Raw genomic sequence first — 16479 nt, 5'->3', positions numbered from 1 at the left:
TGTAGCAATTACCTTCATTCCCTATCCGTTTACGGCTAGTCTGCGGACATCTGCAACGCCGCCACCCGCAATTCAAACAAGAGCCGGCTATGACTGATTTGTCTACACCCCCAGGTTCTGCACAGGTTGCCGTCGCGACATTCGACGGGCGGTTTTTCCGTCCGCCGTTGCCCGACGGCCATGTGCTGCGTCCACGTTTGTGCGAGCGTCTGAGTGCCGGGCTTGCAGGGAGGTTATTGCTGGTCAGTGCCCCGGCAGGGTTCGGCAAGAGTTCGCTGGCGGTGGAGTTTTGTCAGGGATTGCCGGCGCACTGGCAAAGTCTCTGGCTGGGGTTGAGCCCGCGAGACAGTGACCCGGGACGCTTTCTCGAGCGGTTGTTGGAAGGCCTTCAGGACTATTTCCCGCAGCTGGGCAGGCAATCCCTCGGGCTGTTGAAAATGCGCCAGCGCCATCAGCCGTTCGCATTCGAAGAATGGCTCGACGGCTTGCTCGACGAACTGGCCGTACACCTGTCCACGGCGACGCCCTTGCTGCTGGTGCTGGATGATTACCACCTGGCTCAGGGGCCGGTGCTGGACCGTTGCCTGCAGTTTTTCCTCAATCATCTTCCCGATGGTTTGCTGGTGATGGTCACCAGCCGCCAACGTCCCGACTGGCACCTGGCGCGGCTGCGGCTATCGCGGCAGCTGCTTGAGCTGCATGAACAGGATCTGCGCCTGACCCACGACGAGGCCTTGAGCCTGCTCGACCGGCACAGCAGCTCCTTGCGCGGTGAGGCACTGGAAAACCTGATCCAGCGCAGCGAGGGCTGGGTTGCAGGGTTACGCTTCTGGCTGCTGGCGGCTTCGGAGGCGGGCACCGATGGTGCGCTGCCGCAATCGTTGCATGGCGGGGAAGGGCTGATCCGCGATTATCTGCTCGAAGAAGTCATCGATTGCCTGCCCGCCGAGGTCCAGTCGTTCCTTTATGACACGGCGCCCCAGGAGCGTTTCTGCAGCGAACTGTGCGATGCCGTTCGCGATGCCCATGACAGCGGAGAGATCCTGCGCTTCCTGCTGGCCCATCAAGTGTTCCTGGTGCCACTGGACGAACATGGTCATTGGTATCGTTATCACCATCTGTTTTCCGATCTGTTGCGCACGCGGCCGACGTCCCAGTCGATGGTGCCGGCCGCGAGCCTGCACCTGCGTGCCTGCCGCTGGTTCAATGCCCAGGGACTGCTCGATGAGGCGGTGGAGCAAGCTTTGCGTGCCGGTCACCTGGACGTGGCGGCGAACCTGGTGCAGAACCTCTCCGAAGAGCAGCTGCTGGCCGAGCAGAATGTCGGCATGTTGCTGCGCTGGAAAATGGACTTGCCCGACAGCTTGCTGATCAGCACGCCGCGCCTGATTGTGCTGTATAGCTGGGCGCTGGGCTTGGCTTGCCAGCTGGATGCTGCCGAAGAGCTGGCCAGCCATTTGAGCCGCTTCCTGCCCGCGCCGTCGGCCACCGCCCAGAAGTCCATGCTGGCTCAATGGCTGGCGTTGAGTGGCATCATTGCCCGTGGGCGCGGCAATCGCGAACTGACGCTGCAGTACTGCCGCGAGGCATTGGAAAGTCTTCCGGCCAAGCGTTACGGCCAGCGCCTGATGTGTCTCTCGACCTTGTCCAACCTGGCCATTGCCGATGGTGATTTATGGCGGGCGCGGGGGCTGAACCGCGAATCGCTGGAACTGGCGCAACGTGTCGGCAACCCGTTGTTCGAAGCGCTGGCGCACTACGACCGCGCACGGGTGCTGCAAGCGCGCGGGGAAATCTGTCGGGCACTGGAAGAGGTCCGTCAGGGCCTGCAACGCCTGCAGAGTTTGTCTGCACAGCGGCTGTATGCGGTTCGTGCCCGGCTGACCTTGTACGAAGGCTTTTTGCTGGCCCTGCGCATGCAGCCGCAATTGGCGCGGGTGCGCTTGCAGGCCGGCCTGAGCGAGGCGCGCGCCTGTCGTGACATCAGCGTGCTTATCGGCCACTGCGTGATTGCCAGGCTGGAAGGCAGCAGCGGAGAGTTCGCCAAAGCCTTTGCCGAACTGGCCGAAGCCGAGCGGCTCATGCACATCTGGGACGTGCCGCCGATCTACTATCTGGCCATGATCACCCTGGTCAAATGTGAGCTCTGGCTGGCCCAGGGGCGTACCGATCTGGCCGAAGCCTGGCTGGCGCGCCTGGGGCAGACTTACAACGGCGAAAACGCGGCGGCACCGCCGGAGTTCCATCCGCAATTGCCGCTGCATATCGAATTGCAGCAAGCTTTGCTGGACGTCATCCAGGGCCAGCCGATGCTGGCCGAAGGGCGTTTGAATGCGCTGCTCGAACATGGCCAGCAAAGCGGTCGGCAGATGCTCAGTGCCATGGCACTGACCCAGAAAGTGGCGTTGTTGCTGGGCAGCGGACGGGAGCCGGAAGCACGCAAGGCACTGGTCCAGGCGCTGGACGCCGCTGGCGGAGGCGTGCTGCAACCCTTCGAGGGCTTGCTGGCCGAGCACCCGGACTGGCTGCGTGGGCAGCTTCAACAGTGTTCGCCAACCCCTGTTTCCCTGAGCCTTAGTGAAAAACTTCCGGCATTGACTGCCCGCCCAGGACCGGAATCCTGCGCGACTGCGGAGCAACTCAGCACGCGGGAATTGGCGGTTCTGCGATTGATCGCCCAGGGCTGTTCGAACCAGGAAATCAGCGATCAGCTGTTTATTTCCTTACACACGGTCAAGACCCACGCCAGCCACATCAACAGCAAACTCGGGGTCGAGCGGCGTACCCAGGCCGTGGCGCGGGCGAAGGAATTGGGGGTGCTGGGTTAAGGATTTTTCACGTTACACATCGCGGCCATTGGCTGGATACTCAATTGTGCGAAAATCGCCCGTCCCCCGTTTATCGAGCAGGCCCCCGATGTCCCAGCATCCCACCCTCATCCGCGAAACCTTCCCCGTCGGCCCTTTGCAGTGCAACTGCACGATCATCGGCGATCCGGTGACGAAAAAGGCCATCGTTGTCGATCCGGGTGGCAATCATGAGCTGATCCTGGCGCGTCTCGATGCCCTGGGGCTGAAAGTGGTCAGCATCATTCACACCCACGCGCACCTCGATCATTTCCTGGCTTCCGGTCAACTCAAGGAGAAAACCGGCGCAACCCTGCATCTGCACAAGGAAGACCAGTTTCTCTGGGACAACCTGGAAATGCAGTGCCAGATGTTCGGTGTGCCCTACACCCCGGTGCCGTCCCCGGACCGCTGGCTGGCCGATGATGAAGAGCTGGCCTGCGGTTGTGGCGTGGCGCTTCACACGCCTGGGCACACACCGGGGTCGATGAGTTTCTGGTTTGCCGATGCCAAGCTGCTGATTGCCGGTGACACGTTGTTCAAGCGTGGGGTAGGGCGCACGGATTTGTGGGGCGGCGACCAGGCGACCATCGTGCGTTCGATCAAGCAGCGTTTGTACACCCTCGACGAAGAGGCGACGGTGGTGGCCGGGCATGGTCCGGACACCCGTCTGGGCGATGAAATGCGCGAAAACCCCTTTGTACGGGCCTGATTTGTAACGAGCGGAATTTTTGTTCCCGGAAGTGATCCAACACCCGCAAAGGCTGTGCCTTGGTCCGTTGCACCACAGAATGCAAAAAAGTAGGAGCTATACATGTTCACCACGCGTCGTTTGATTATTGTCGCTACGGCTGTGGCCGTTTTGTCCGGTTGTGCCTCGCCCAACCCTTACGGCGGTCAAGGCCAGGCTCAGGGGCAGGCGGACAGCGGCTCCGAAGGCATGAGCAAGACCGCGAAGTACGGTGGTCTCGGCGCTCTGGCCGGTGCGCTGGCCGGTGCTGCGATCAACCACGATAACCGTGGCAAGGGCGCGCTGATCGGTGCGGCAGTGGTCGGTGCTTCGGCGGCCGGTTACGGCTACTACGCCGACCAGCAAGAGAAAAAACTGCGCGCCAGCATGGCCAATACCGGTGTTGAAGTTCAGCGCCAGGGCGACCAGATCAAGCTGATCATGCCGGGCAACATCACGTTCGCTACCGATTCGGCCAACATTGCCCCAAGTTTCTATCAGCCGCTGAACAACCTGGCGGGCTCGCTGAAAGAGTTCAACCAGAACCAGATCGAAATCGTGGGCTACACCGACAGCACCGGCAGCCGCCAGCACAACATGGACCTGTCCCAGCGTCGTGCACAAAGCGTGGCCACCTACCTGACCTCGCAAGGGGTCAGCGGTGCCAACCTGAGCGCTCGTGGCGCGGGGCCGGATAGCCCGGTTGCCAGCAACGGCGACGCCAATGGCCGGGCGCAGAACCGTCGTGTAGAGGTTAACCTCAAGGCGATTCCGGGCCAGCAGTATGGTGGTCAGCAGCAAGGTCAGGTTCAGCAGTACCCTTGATCGCCTGATTGAACCCCAGGCGTAAATAAACCGCCCGATCCTCATCAGATCGGGCGGTTTTTTTGTGCGCGCTTATCTCTTATCTGTAGGAGCTGCCGGAGGCTGCGATCTTTTGATCTTGCTTCTGAAAATCAAAAGATCGCAGCCTCGTTGCACTCGACAGCTCCTACAAGAAACCATCCATATCCACATCAATGAAGAATCCAGAAACGAAAAAGCCCCCGGACAATCACTCGTCCGGGGGCTTTTTCACACCTGCAGCCTGATTACTTCTTCAGGCCGTAATGCTCATCGAGCATGCCGGGCGCGTTCGGGGCTTTCGGTGCGTAGTCGCGCGGCGGCTCCTGATCGCGCGGTGGCGTCAGGCGTTCACGGGGTGCCTGCGCTGCATCGGCGTGCAGGGAGGCCAGCAGGCGTTGGCGAGTCTGTTCGTCCAGGGCCAGGCGGTTGGCGCCCTCGGCGAGATGGTCCTGCACTTCCTGATAGCTCGCAGTCAGTTTCTTGACCAATGTCGCAGTGCTGTTGAAGTGGGTCACCACTTCGTTCTGATAACTGTCGAAACGTTCCTGAATATCGTCCAGCTGACGTTGCGTGCTGCTAGGCGCGGCATTCGGCGCAAGGCGAGCGATCAGGAACCCAATGGCGACACCCACAACCAGGGCAAGAGTCGGTAGCAACCAAACTAAGAGCGAGTGTTCCACGAGTCCTTCCTCTATAAACGGCTTTGCTTTACGTTAACGGCTCGAACCTGCGCTGTATACCGCGATTCACTCGCAATAGACAGCCACAGACAATTTGCTAGACGAGTCGACCCGATTCGAGGTCACGGAGTTCCTTCCTTGCTTATGCGCGAAACCCCTGTAGTGATTGATGGCCCGGTGGGTCAACTGGAAGCCCTTTACCTGGACAACGAGCAGCCTCGCGGCCTGGCGCTGATCTGCCATCCGAACCCGGTACAGGGCGGCACCATGCTCAACAAAGTGGTTTCGACCCTGCAGCGCACTGCGCGTGACGCCGGGCTGGTCACCCTGCGCTTCAACTATCGTGGCGTCGGTGCCAGCCAGGGCTCCCACGACATGGGCACCGGTGAAGTTGATGATGCCCAGGCTGTCGCCGAATGGTTTCGCAGCAAACACCCGGAGTTGCCACTGACCCTGTTCGGTTTCTCCTTCGGTGGATTTGTTGCAGCAAGTCTCGGCGGACGTCTTGAGGCCAAGGGCGAGCAGCTCAAGCACCTGTTCATGGTCGCGCCGGCGGTCATGCGCCTGGGGGACCAGGATCCGTTGCCGCAGCGCGGCGAGTTGACCTTGATCCAGCCGGAAACCGACGAAGTGATCGATCCACAAGTCGTTTACCAATGGTCCGAGAAGCTCGAACGTCCCCATGAGCTGCTGAAAGTGGCAGAATGCGGACACTTTTTTCATGGCAAGCTGACCGATCTCAAGGATCTGATCCTGCCGCGTCTCTCGAATTGATTGCAGTCTGACAAGCGATTACCCATGACGACCCGTACCCGTATCCTCACCGGCATCACCACCACCGGCACGCCGCACCTGGGCAACTACGCTGGCGCCATCCGCCCGGCGATCGTCGCCAGCCGTGACAGCAATGCCGATTCGTTCTACTTCCTGGCCGACTATCACGCCCTGATCAAGTGCGATGACCCGCTGCGCATCCAGCGCTCGCGTCTGGAAATCGCCGCGACCTGGCTGGCCGGTGGCCTGGATGTCGATCGCGTGACCTTCTACCGCCAGTCCGACATCCCGGAAATCCCCGAGCTGACCTGGCTGCTGACCTGCGTCGCCGCCAAGGGCCTGCTCAATCGCGCTCACGCCTACAAGGCTTCCGTGGACAAGAACGTCGAGACCGGCGAAGACCCGGACGCTGGCATCACCATGGGCCTGTACAGCTACCCGGTGCTGATGGCGGCGGACATCCTGATGTTCAACGCGCACAAGGTGCCGGTCGGTCGCGACCAGATCCAGCACGTGGAAATGGCGCGGGACATCGGCCAGCGCTTCAACCACCTGTTTGGCCAGGGCAAAGAGTTCTTCACCATGCCCGAGGCGTTGATCGAAGAGAGCGTCGCCACGTTGCCGGGCCTGGATGGCCGCAAGATGTCGAAGAGCTACGACAACACCATTCCGCTGTTCTCAAGCGCCAAGGAAATGAAGGACGCGATTTCGCGGATCGTCACCGACTCCCGCGCACCGGGCGAAGCCAAGGACCCGGACAATTCGCACCTGTTCACCTTGTTCCAGGCGTTCGCCACCCCGGCGCAGGCCGACGAGTTCCGCAGCGAATTGTTGCAGGGCCTGGGTTGGGGCGAGGCGAAGAATCGCCTGTTCCAGCTGCTCGACAACGAATTGGGTGAATCCCGCGAGCGCTACAACCAGTTGATCGAGCGTCCGGCGGATCTGGAAGACATCCTGCAACACGGTGCGAAAAAGGCCCGTGCGGTAGCGACACCCTTCCTCAATGAACTGCGTGAAGCGGTGGGCCTGCGCTCCTTCGTTGCTCAGACCCAGGTGGCGGCGACCACCAAGAAGAAGGCCGCGAAAGCCGCACGTTTTGTCAGCTTCCGCGAAGACGACGGCAGCTTCCGTTTCCGTCTGCTGGCGGCCGATGGAGAGCAACTGCTGCTGTCGCGCAACTTCGTCGACGGCAAGACCGCCGGTCAGGTGACCAAGCAACTGCAATCGGGTCAGCCACTGGACGTACGCAGTGAAGAGCTGAATTTCAGCGTCTGGCTTGAGGGCGAGTGCGTTGCCGACAGCCCGGCCTTTGTCGACAGTGCTGCGCGTGATGCTGCCGTCGAGGCTTTGCGCATCGCCCTGACGCCGGTTCAGGAATAAACAACGGTCCGGCCCGACCAAGGGCCGATTGCCATTCCTCGGGGCCGTCGCTACAGTGTCGGCCCGTTTTTGTTGCCTTGCTAACGAATTATGACGCCCCTAGAACGATATCAAGCTGATCTGAAACGCCCGGAATTCTTCCATGATGCCGCGCAGGAAACTGCCGTGCGTCATTTGCAGCGCCTGTACGACGATCTGGTCGCGGCTGAGCAAAACAAGCCGGGCCTGCTGGGCAAGTTGTTTGGCAAGAAGGATCAGACCCCGGTCAAGGGTCTGTATTTCTGGGGCGGCGTAGGTCGCGGCAAGACTTACCTGGTGGACACCTTCTTCGAAGCGCTACCGTTCAAGGAAAAGTCCCGTACCCACTTCCACCGCTTCATGAAGCGCGTGCACGAAGAGATGAAAACCCTGGGCGGCGAGAAAAACCCGCTGACCATCATCGCCAAGCGTTTCGCCACCGAAGCCCGGGTCATCTGCTTCGATGAGTTCTTCGTTTCCGACATCACCGACGCCATGATCCTTGGCACCTTGATGGAAGAACTGTTCAAGAACGGCGTGACCCTGGTCGCGACGTCGAACATCGTGCCGGACGGCCTGTACAAGGACGGCCTGCAACGCGCACGCTTCCTGCCGGCCATTGCGCTGATCAAGCAGAATACCGAGATCGTCAACGTCGACAGCGGCGTCGACTATCGTCTGCGTCACCTCGAACAAGCCGAGCTGTTCCACTATCCGCTCGACGAAGCCGCCAACGAAAGCCTGCGCAAGAGCTTCCGTGCGCTGACGCCGGAATGCACGGCAGCGGTCGAAAATGACGTGCTGATGATCGAAAACCGTGAAATTCGTGCCCTGCGCACCTGCGATGACGTGGCCTGGTTCAACTTCCGTGAACTGTGCGACGGCCCGCGCAGCCAGAACGACTACATCGAACTGGGCAAGATCTTCCACGCCGTGCTGCTCAGCGATGTCGAGCAGATGAGCGTCACCACCGACGACATCGCCCGGCGCTTCATCAACATGGTCGACGAGTTCTACGACCGTAACGTGAAGCTGATCATTTCTGCCGAAGTCGAACTCAAGGATCTGTACACCGGCGGGCGCTTGAACTTCGAGTTCCAGCGTACCCTGAGCCGTCTGCTGGAAATGCAATCCCACGAATTCCTGGCCCGGGCGCACAAGCCGTAAGCGTTTAAATCGGTCGAGCGATTCGGAAAATGAAAGAGGCCTGCAAATGCAGGCCTTTTTTGTCAGCGAAAATCGCCCTCCCACAGGTTTGTACATTGTTTTGAAGTCAAATGCCTTCGTTGAGATACCGCTCAAGCTCGTGCTGCCGTTGGCAACCGAGTAGCAGCCAAAGCAGAATCCGGGCCTTTCGCGGACATAGAAAACCCGCCATCGATGCACCCTTGCGGATCAGGTCCATCTCCCCGCCGTCAAAACCGTAAGAGGCACGTGCGGTGGAGCCGGAACCGGTTCGGGTCGCAATGATCACGGGGATTCGTTCGGCAATATGCTCAATCCTTGTCGCCCAGCGCTGCGAGATGTGGCCGGCGCCAAAACCGCTGATCACCAGCCCGTCGTAACCGAGTGCGAAAATATTCTCCAGTAGCAGGGTGTCGGCCGAAAGTGAGGCTTCAAGCAGCGCAACTTTCTGTGTGGTCTGTTGCGGCAAAGGCAACACCGTGCGTGGCCCCGGCGGGCGCAGGTAGCGAACACGGTCTTCCAGCAGCAGGCCTGCGGGCCCCACAACCGGAGAGGAAAACGCCTGCAATGCCAGCGAATCGGTTTTGCGAACGCTGCACGCTTGATGAATCTGTCCGTTCATCACGACCTGGACGCCGCGCTGCCGGCTGATCTGCGCCAGGGCAACGCGACATGCATCCAGCAGATTGGCCGGTCCATCGGCACCTGGCTGCGCTGCGGAACGCATGGCGCCGGTCAGCACCAAGGGGGTGTCGTAGGGCCACAGGTAATCCAAAAACACTGCGGCCTCTTCGAGGGTGTCGGTGCCTTGGGTTATCACGACCCCAGTAGCGCCCTTTTTGACCTGAAACTCAGCCCAGGACAATACGTCCAGCAAAAACTCGAAATCCAGGGATGCACTGGGCAGCAGGCCGAGGGTCTCAACGGTGACTCCGGCCAGCGTCGTCAGTTCCGGTATGGAGGTCAGCAGGGCTTCGCCGCTGACGGTCGGGATGACGCCTTCACCGGCATTGCTCGCTTGCATGCTTACCGTGCCGCCAAGTGCCGCGATGGACAGTTTGGGCAGGTCCATGGGATACCTCGCTTGTTTGTAATGAAAAGTGGCTGTATTCGCTTTTGAGGCCGCGATATAGCCGAATGGCTGGGACATTAATCAGCGATCAGAGAGCCGATCAGCGGCACGATCAGCAGTGTGCTGATGGCCATCGACAGTACATTGGCGATGTAGGCGTGCATGTCGGCCGGTAATTTTTTGGCAATCACACAAGCCAGCGGTGGTGCGAGCAATGCCCCCAGCAGTGCACTTGAGACGATAATCTGCCAGCTGCCGCCATAGGCCAGAATCGCCGCGGGCACCACTGAAACCAACGGGATGTAAGTGGGATACCAGCCGCGCAACATCCATTGTCGACGCCAGATCAGCACGCCGATGGCCGAGGCCAATGCCTGCGCACCAATGATGTGCAGTAACAGGCCCGATCCGTACGCGGGGCTTGAAGGGTTCAAGCTGTACGCCAGCAATGCACCCAGTATCAGGCCAAGGCTGGCCAGCTCATTGCCGAAGAATGGTGCTTCGGAAAAGTCCGCCAGAATCCGGCGCAGGCTCCAGATGACGCCATAGTCGGGCGCCTTGGCGGTGGCGATCAAGGCGGGGGGCGCTTCCGAAGACCTGGATTTCACCAGGTTCGGCCAATAGCGGCAGAACAGAAACGCCAGGACGCTGGCAATCGCCATGCCCAGTACATTGCCAATTACCGCAGGCAGTGCCAGCGGTTGGCACACGTAATTGACGATCAGCAGGCACATCGGTGTAACGAGTACGGCGCCCATGAGTGCGCCGTTGATCGTGACCTTCCAGCCTCCGCCAAACATCAACACCATCGCTGCTGGCAGCGAGACGAATGCTACGAATGTGGGTTGCCAGGTTGTGGCTGTCACCGTCCAGCCCCATAGCAGATTGCTCAGCAGCAGCCCGAGCAACGAGCTGGTGACCAGCCAGGGCCAAAGCCCCGTTCCATAGGAGATGGCAAATCCTTGCCAGGATTTCCCCGTTCGATTCGCCCAGTAAGCCAGATAAGCGCCCGCCAGCAGCCCGATCGAGGCGAACTCGTGCTTGTAGAAAGCCACCTCGCTGATGTCACCTAACACCCAGCGCAACCAGGCACTCGGTTCGGGTAGCAGCGATACCATGTCGCCGTAGCCGGGCCAATGCGCTCCCCAGAAAGTACGGTTGCTGAAAGAAAGCCAGACGATCAGCAGTGTCGCGCCGATTATTAGCAGGACGACGGCTGTATCAATTGGTGATTTGCGCGATGGTTGGTTTTTGTCGGTTGTAACTTCCATGCGATAGGCCTCCTGATCAACGTGGGAGGCAAGGGTGTTGGGTGTAGCCGAGCATCTGATCGTAAAGATCGGATCGGCGATCGCGATGCAGATCGTTCAGGTTGTTCCAGATGGGCGCACTACGGGAGCTGGTCAGGTCGACATCGGCAAACAGGATTTCCTGCCTGTCTGCCGAAGCCACGGTGCCAATCGGCCAGCCGTTGGTTCCGGCAATCAACGAGCAACCCAGATAGCGCGCGCCGCGCTCCTCGCCGATCCGGCTGGCAGCAGCGATAAACACATTGTTGACGTGAGCGGCGGTCATTGTCAGATAAGACGCCATGCACTTACCGGCATCGTCGAATAGCGGCGGCGGTGTCCAGACCCAGTTGTTCAGGCTGCAAATGATATCCGCGCCTTGCTGGGCGAGGATCCGTGGCACTTCCGGGAACCAGATGTCCCAGCAAATCAACAGCCCGATGCGGCCGATCGGTGTGTCGAAAACCGGGAAACCCAGGTCGCCGGGGGTGAACCAGAGCTTCTCCAGATTCCACAAATGGGCTTTGCGGTACTTGCCGATAAAACCGTCTGGTCCCACCAGAACACCGGTGTTGAAGAGTCGCATGCCGTCGCGTTCGGCCAGACCGGCCACGAGGTAAACGTTGTGTTCGCGGGCGAAGTCGATCCAGCACTGCACGCTTGGTCCGTCGGGAACCGCTTCGGCATGGGCGAAGGCATCCTGTCGATTGCTGAAGAAATAGCCGGTATTGGAAAGCTCGGGCAGAACGATGAGATTCGCCCCGCCGTTTACCGCTTCAAGCGCCAATTCCAGGCTGCGACGCAGATTACCTGCACATTTCTCGATGCCGACTTGTGGATCGAATTGCACGACTGCTACACGAGCAGGGCTTGTTGGCTCAGACATTCCGTCGTTCCTCTTTTTATTGTTTTTCAAGCTGTTAAATGGCGTGTGTATAAGAGGGGAATCAGGAATGGGGTGTAAGTCAGCTACTTCCGTTTAGGTCGTAGTCCTTGTCCGAAAATGGATCAGCGTGATGTTTGATGGCAGTGGGTGGCAGGCACGAGAGGTAGAGCCATGTATTGCGTGCATGGCTCTGGAGCGGGGATGTGATCAGGTTTTGAGTTGGTAGTGCGGGTAGTCGCTCAAGGAAAATCCGCCATTGAAGGTCGCGGCGGTTTTGTTGCAGATATGAATCACTGCATCGACAGCACCGCGAAAACATGGCTCCGTCCAACCGGCATCGACAGAAAATGATTCACCAGACAAATACAAGCCTGATACATGGGCGAGGTCCCGGTTGTACTTCATCAGGCCGACGGCATCGTAGTAGGTGCCCGGTCGGTAAAGCTTGGCACAGCCCAGAGCATTTTTATCGGTGATCCAACGCTGAACCACCGCTTGATCAATGCCGATGTAGGGAGAAATTCTCTCTTGGATATTGGTAGAGTTCATGAGTATGCGATCCAGCTCTTCGGCGCATTTTGATACCAATTCCTTATCGCTGAATGAGGCAAGCTTGGTTGCATCATCTTCCCAGGTATAACTCAGCAGGATGCAGTCATAGCTGTAGTTGTCGTTGTAGCGGTAGGTATAGACATCGTGGATAAAACTGTCGGTTACGATGGCTTGCGGGATGTTTTTGTTTTTCGAGAGAAATGATTTCTTCAGCGGTGCAAACACTTTGCAGCTAGTTTCCCAGTGTGCGGTTTTGTAAGCGTTAATCGTCTCGAAAGGCAGCATCTCCCGGGTGAAGTTTTCGAGCTTGATTCGAGTTTCAATCAGCCAGGAGGGTAGTGTCATGATGACCGAGTCATAGTCATCAAATTGCTCCTGGATGTGCTCGGGTTGACTGTGTTTCCAGTTGTAATAGACGCGTATTTTTTGATTGGTCAGCTTTTCCAGTTTTGTGACGGATGAGTCGGTGAGAAGCCCATTGCTTCTTTCGAGGCTATGTTCGTAGATGGACCTTCCGGTTTCGTCGGTTTTCACAAACAGCAGGCATTCGTCCAACGCGGCGAGGCCGATGTAGCGGGGCTTGTCGAAACTCTGCCCCATTGAGTCAAAAACGGCTTTGCTATTCAGGTAGGGCGAATCCAGTGGATCGCCGTTTGAGTCCACTCGACCATGGATTAGTTGCAATTGGCTGCTGAAACCGAAAATCGCGGTACGCAGGGGGTAGAGGCAGCACACGTCGTAAAAAGCTCCCCAGCTACCGTCACCGATACCTATCGCGTAAAAAATTGCGGACTCTTGCGCAGTCATTCCCATTCCGCCGAAATCTCCGGGTGAGCGGCCATCCCAAGCTTCCAGTGCTGGCATGCTGACCAGGTCACGGAACGAGATACTCTCGTATTTTTCGACGATAGAAGCCCATGTGTTCTCCCATTCCTGGCTCGCATAAAGCTCCGCAACGTGGCGGGTCATGCGATCGGCAAAGGTTTTCCACTTGGAATAAACCTTTTGCAATTCATCGCCGGGAGGCGGTGTTTCGCCGTCTTCGTTTTTCCATATCAACATTTGCGGCGCCGATCCGCCGCCCATGCTGCCCTCCCGGAGATAGATGCCTGTCGAGCTAACCCATTGGCTACCGGGGTTGGCGAAGTCTGAAAACGCCAATTCAAATTGATTGGCGTAGTAAGCCATCAGCGACCGACCTTCTGTCGGCGACTCATCCGCCCGGTTGAAGAAGGGCATGCGCATGGCACCCATTTCAAACGGTGTATGACTTGTTGCTGAGTTTCGGCTACCGGGAACGGTCAGATGCCTGCCGCCGATGCGTCTGGATTGTTCGATGAGAGTGATATGGGTAAAACCGCAGCGATAGAGTTCTCTGGCGGCGGTCAGGCCTGTGACGCCGGCGCCGATGATGCAGATTTTATGTTGCGGGTCAGTTGCCCTGGCGATGCCGTTTTCCTGTTCTACCAGTGCACGATAGTCAAAGCACAAATCCGGCGGATTGGGAAAGCGAGCTGCCCATTTGTTTTTAGCCGAACGCTTTGTTCGGGCGGCCTCTTTGGCGATGTATGAAGGGTAGTTGTAGCTTGATCCGATAGTCACCTTTGATCTTCCCTGATGGTGTTTGAAGGGGAAGATGTTGAAGCTCTGGATGGCCTGCGTACATTAGTCGGACGAGATGCGTTGATGCTCTATATTCGTTTTTTATCGTAAGAAAAGACGCTGTATGGAGGTCACTGGCGTTTCCGCGCCCAGCGTGGGAATGCACGCCATGACCTTTTTTATCGCATGTCAAAGCGGAACGCAGAGCGTCTCTGGCTGCATTCGCACGTGAACGTGGAAATGCAGCCAGAGCAAGTTTGCGGGATTTTATGCAGCCTGCTGAAACTGCTGCCGATACTGGTTCGGCGACAGCTCCGTGTGCTGGCGGAACAGCCGTGCAAAGAAGCTCGCATCGTCATAGCCCACCTCATAGCTGATGGTCTTGATGCTCTTGCGGCTGCCGGACAACAAACCCTTGGCGGTTTCGATGCGCAGGCGCTGCAGATAATGCAGTGGCTTGTCACCGGTGGCGGTCTGGAAGCGGCGCATGAAGTTGCGGATGCTCATGCCGTGTTCGCGGGCGACGTCTTCGAAGCGGAACTTGTCGGCGAAGTGTTCTTCGAGCCAGTGCTGGATCTGCAGGATGATCACGTCCTGGTGCAGCTTCTGGCCGCCAAAACCGATGCGTCCCGGCGAGTAGCTGCGCTGCACCTCATACAGAATGTCCCGCGCTACGGCCTGGGACACATTGGCGCCACAGAAACGCTCGATCAGGTAAATGTACAGGTCGCACGCCGAGGTGGTGCCGCCGGCGCAGTACAGGTTGTCGGCGTCGGTCAGGTGTTTGTCCTGATTGAGCTGGACCTGTGGGAAGCGTTCGGCGAAGGCATTGAAGAAGCGCCAGTAGGTGGTCGCTTCCTTGCCGTTGAGCAGCCCGGCTTCGGCCAGCCAGAACACACCGGTGGCCTCGCCGCACAGCACGGCGCCGCGCGCATGCTGTTGGCGCAACCAGGGCAGGACTTGCGGGTAACGTTTGCAGAGGCTTTCAAAATCGTCCCAGAACGCGGGAAGAATGATGATGTCGGCGTTTTCCAGCCCGCCGTCCACCGGAATCATCACATCGCTGAAGGTGTTGACCGGTTTGCCATCGGGGCTGACCAGGCGGGTTTCGAACGCCGGTGTCAGGCCCTGGCCCAGCTGTTTGCCGTAGCGCAGGCTGGCGAGGTGGAAGAAATCCTTGGCTTGCATGAGGGTGGAAGCGAAAACCCGGTCGATGGCCAGGATGCTGACGCGCCGCAGGGGCGTGGAGGCTTGGTTAGACATAATTCAACTTTATTTTTATAGGGGGAAGTGGTCACCAGACGGCTGGATCGTCTTATTTTTTGTCGGATGTGTCCAGTGTCCTGTATCGGAAGCGAGGCATAGTCTCTGAAGGTCAACTCCTTCTAAAAACAAAGAAAAGGTGCCGCATGATCCCCAGAACCTTGTTCAGTTCCGAGCACGAGCTTTTCCGCGACAGCGTGCGGACGTTTCTCGAAAAGGAGGCGGTGCCCTTCCATGGGCAATGGGAAAAACAAGGCTATATCGACCGCAAGCTGTGGAACAAGGCAGGGGAGGCGGGGATGCTCTGCTCACACCTGCCGGAAGAGTACGGTGGCCTGGGGGCGGACTTTCTCTACAGCGCGGTGGTAATCGAAGAAGTAGGCCGGCTTGGCCTGACGGGCATCGGTTTCTCCCTGCACTCGGACATCGTGGCGCCGTATATCCTGCATTACGGCAGTGAGGCGCTGAAGCAGAAGTACCTGCCGAAACTGGTGTCCGGCGAGATGGTGACCGCGATCGCCATGACCGAACCGGGCGCCGGTTCCGATCTGCAGGGCGTGAAAACCACGGCCGTGCTCGATGGCGATGAGTATGTGATCAACGGCTCCAAGACTTTCATCACCAACGGCTACCTGGCCGATCTGGTGATCGTTGTCGCCAAGACCGATCCGAAGGCCGGCGCGAAGGGCACCAGTCTGTTTCTGGTGGAAGCCGATACGCCGGGCTTCGACAAGGGCAAGCGCCTGGAAAAAGTTGGGATGAAAGCCCAGGACACCTCGGAGCTGTTCTTCCAGGACGTGCGTGTGCCCAAGGAAAACCTGCTGGGCCAGGCCGGGATGGGCTTTGCCTACCTGATGCAGGAATTGCCTCAGGAGCGCCTCACGGTGGCCGTTGGCGGGCTGGCCTCGGCCGAAGCGGCGCTGCAATGGACGCTGGACTACACCCGCGAGCGCAAGGCGTTCGGCAAGTCGATCGCGGATTTCCAGAATACCCGGTTCAAACTGGCGGAGATGGCCACGGAAATCCAGATCGGCCGTGTCTTCGTCGACCGCTGCCTGGAGCTGCACCTGCAAGGCAAGCTCGACGTGCCGACGGCGGCAATGGCCAAGTACTGGGGCACCGACCTGCAGTGCAAGGTGCTCGACGAGTGTGTGCAGTTGCACGGTGGCTACGGGTTCATGTGGGAATACCCGATCGCGCGGGCATGGGCGGATGCGCGCGTGCAGCGGATCTATGCCGGGACGAACGAGATCATGAAGGAGATCATTGCGCGGTCGCTTTGATTCATTTTTGATGGCTGAAAAGATCGCAGCCTGCGGCAGCTCCTACATGGGTTTGGCGTAAACCCTGTAGGAG

General features: G+C 58.8%; 13 protein-coding genes. 7 read left to right on the top strand and 6 right to left on the bottom strand.

Annotation, left to right across the window (positions count from 1 at the left end):
• Nucleotides 1-89 precede the first annotated feature (89 nt).
• The 3 genes from AC07YV_RS17000 to AC07YV_RS16990 all read left to right on the top strand — a co-directional run bounded on the left by AC07YV_RS17000 (nucleotide 90) and on the right by AC07YV_RS16990 (nucleotide 4401).
• A complete protein-coding gene (locus tag AC07YV_RS17000) occupies nucleotides 90-2828 on the top strand; it encodes a winged helix-turn-helix domain-containing protein (RefSeq protein ID WP_102701918.1) in 2739 nt (912 codons plus the stop codon).
• 88 nt (nucleotides 2829-2916) lie between these two features.
• On the top strand, nucleotides 2917-3558 hold the full coding sequence (locus tag AC07YV_RS16995) for an MBL fold metallo-hydrolase (RefSeq protein WP_007972557.1): 642 nt from the start codon (nucleotides 2917-2919) through the stop codon (nucleotides 3556-3558).
• A 102-nt stretch (nucleotides 3559-3660) separates the two neighbouring features.
• On the top strand, nucleotides 3661-4401 hold the full coding sequence (locus tag AC07YV_RS16990; protein WP_007972558.1) for a YiaD family glycine zipper/OmpA-like lipoprotein: 741 nt from the start codon (nucleotides 3661-3663) through the stop codon (nucleotides 4399-4401).
• A 266-nt stretch (nucleotides 4402-4667) separates the two neighbouring features.
• Here the strand turns inward: AC07YV_RS16990 and AC07YV_RS16985 are convergent, their stop codons facing one another.
• Nucleotides 4668-5102 (bottom strand): Z-ring associated ZapG family protein, encoded by a 435-nt coding sequence (locus AC07YV_RS16985; RefSeq protein WP_102701919.1) that lies wholly within the window; start codon nucleotides 5100-5102, stop codon nucleotides 4668-4670.
• A 144-nt stretch (nucleotides 5103-5246) separates the two neighbouring features.
• On the opposite strand from AC07YV_RS16985, the gene AC07YV_RS16980 reads away from it, so the two are divergent.
• The 3 genes from AC07YV_RS16980 (at nucleotide 5247) to zapE (ending at nucleotide 8441) form a co-directional block, all read left to right on the top strand.
• Nucleotides 5247-5876, top strand: coding sequence for an alpha/beta hydrolase (locus AC07YV_RS16980; protein WP_102701920.1), 630 nt, complete (start codon nucleotides 5247-5249; stop codon nucleotides 5874-5876).
• Nucleotides 5877-5900: 24 nt separating this feature from the next.
• Nucleotides 5901-7256, top strand: coding sequence for a tryptophan--tRNA ligase (locus tag AC07YV_RS16975; protein ID WP_102701921.1), 1356 nt, complete (start codon nucleotides 5901-5903; stop codon nucleotides 7254-7256).
• 90 nt (nucleotides 7257-7346) lie between these two features.
• The gene (gene zapE / locus AC07YV_RS16970) at nucleotides 7347-8441 is read left to right on the top strand and encodes a cell division protein ZapE (protein WP_033047639.1); all 1095 of its coding nucleotides are present in this window, start codon (nucleotides 7347-7349) and stop codon (nucleotides 8439-8441) included.
• A gap of 106 nt (nucleotides 8442-8547) precedes the next feature.
• Here zapE and AC07YV_RS16965 read toward each other — a convergent pair whose 3' ends face one another.
• The 5 genes from AC07YV_RS16965 to AC07YV_RS16945 form a co-directional block, all read right to left on the bottom strand.
• The gene (locus AC07YV_RS16965; RefSeq protein ID WP_102701922.1) at nucleotides 8548-9531 is read right to left on the bottom strand and encodes an asparaginase; all 984 of its coding nucleotides are present in this window, start codon (nucleotides 9529-9531) and stop codon (nucleotides 8548-8550) included.
• A gap of 77 nt (nucleotides 9532-9608) precedes the next feature.
• Entirely contained in the window at nucleotides 9609-10802 is a 1194-nt protein-coding gene (locus AC07YV_RS16960) for a threonine/serine exporter family protein (protein WP_102701923.1), read from the bottom strand.
• Between the two features lie 16 nt (nucleotides 10803-10818).
• A complete protein-coding gene (locus tag AC07YV_RS16955) occupies nucleotides 10819-11706 on the bottom strand; it encodes a nitrilase family protein (RefSeq protein ID WP_102701924.1) in 888 nt (295 codons plus the stop codon).
• 207 nt (nucleotides 11707-11913) lie between these two features.
• Nucleotides 11914-13860, bottom strand: a complete 1947-nt coding sequence (locus tag AC07YV_RS16950) for a flavin monoamine oxidase family protein (protein ID WP_102701925.1) — start codon at nucleotides 13858-13860, stop codon at nucleotides 11914-11916.
• Nucleotides 13861-14127: 267 nt separating this feature from the next.
• Nucleotides 14128-15048 carry a GlxA family transcriptional regulator gene (locus AC07YV_RS16945; RefSeq protein ID WP_172435712.1) on the bottom strand — a complete coding sequence of 307 codons (921 nt, stop codon included), beginning with the start codon at nucleotides 15046-15048 and terminating at the stop codon, nucleotides 14128-14130.
• Nucleotides 15049-15269: 221 nt separating this feature from the next.
• Between AC07YV_RS16945 and AC07YV_RS16940 the strand changes: the two genes are divergently transcribed.
• Nucleotides 15270-16406, top strand: coding sequence for an acyl-CoA dehydrogenase family protein (locus AC07YV_RS16940; protein WP_015096781.1), 1137 nt, complete (start codon nucleotides 15270-15272; stop codon nucleotides 16404-16406).
• The last annotated feature ends 73 nt before the right edge of the window (nucleotides 16407-16479 follow it).

This window comes from Pseudomonas sp. GW456-E7 (assembly GCF_059424105.1).
Note: the sequence above shows the minus strand (reverse complement) of the source record. Positions and strands in the feature narration are given on the sequence as shown.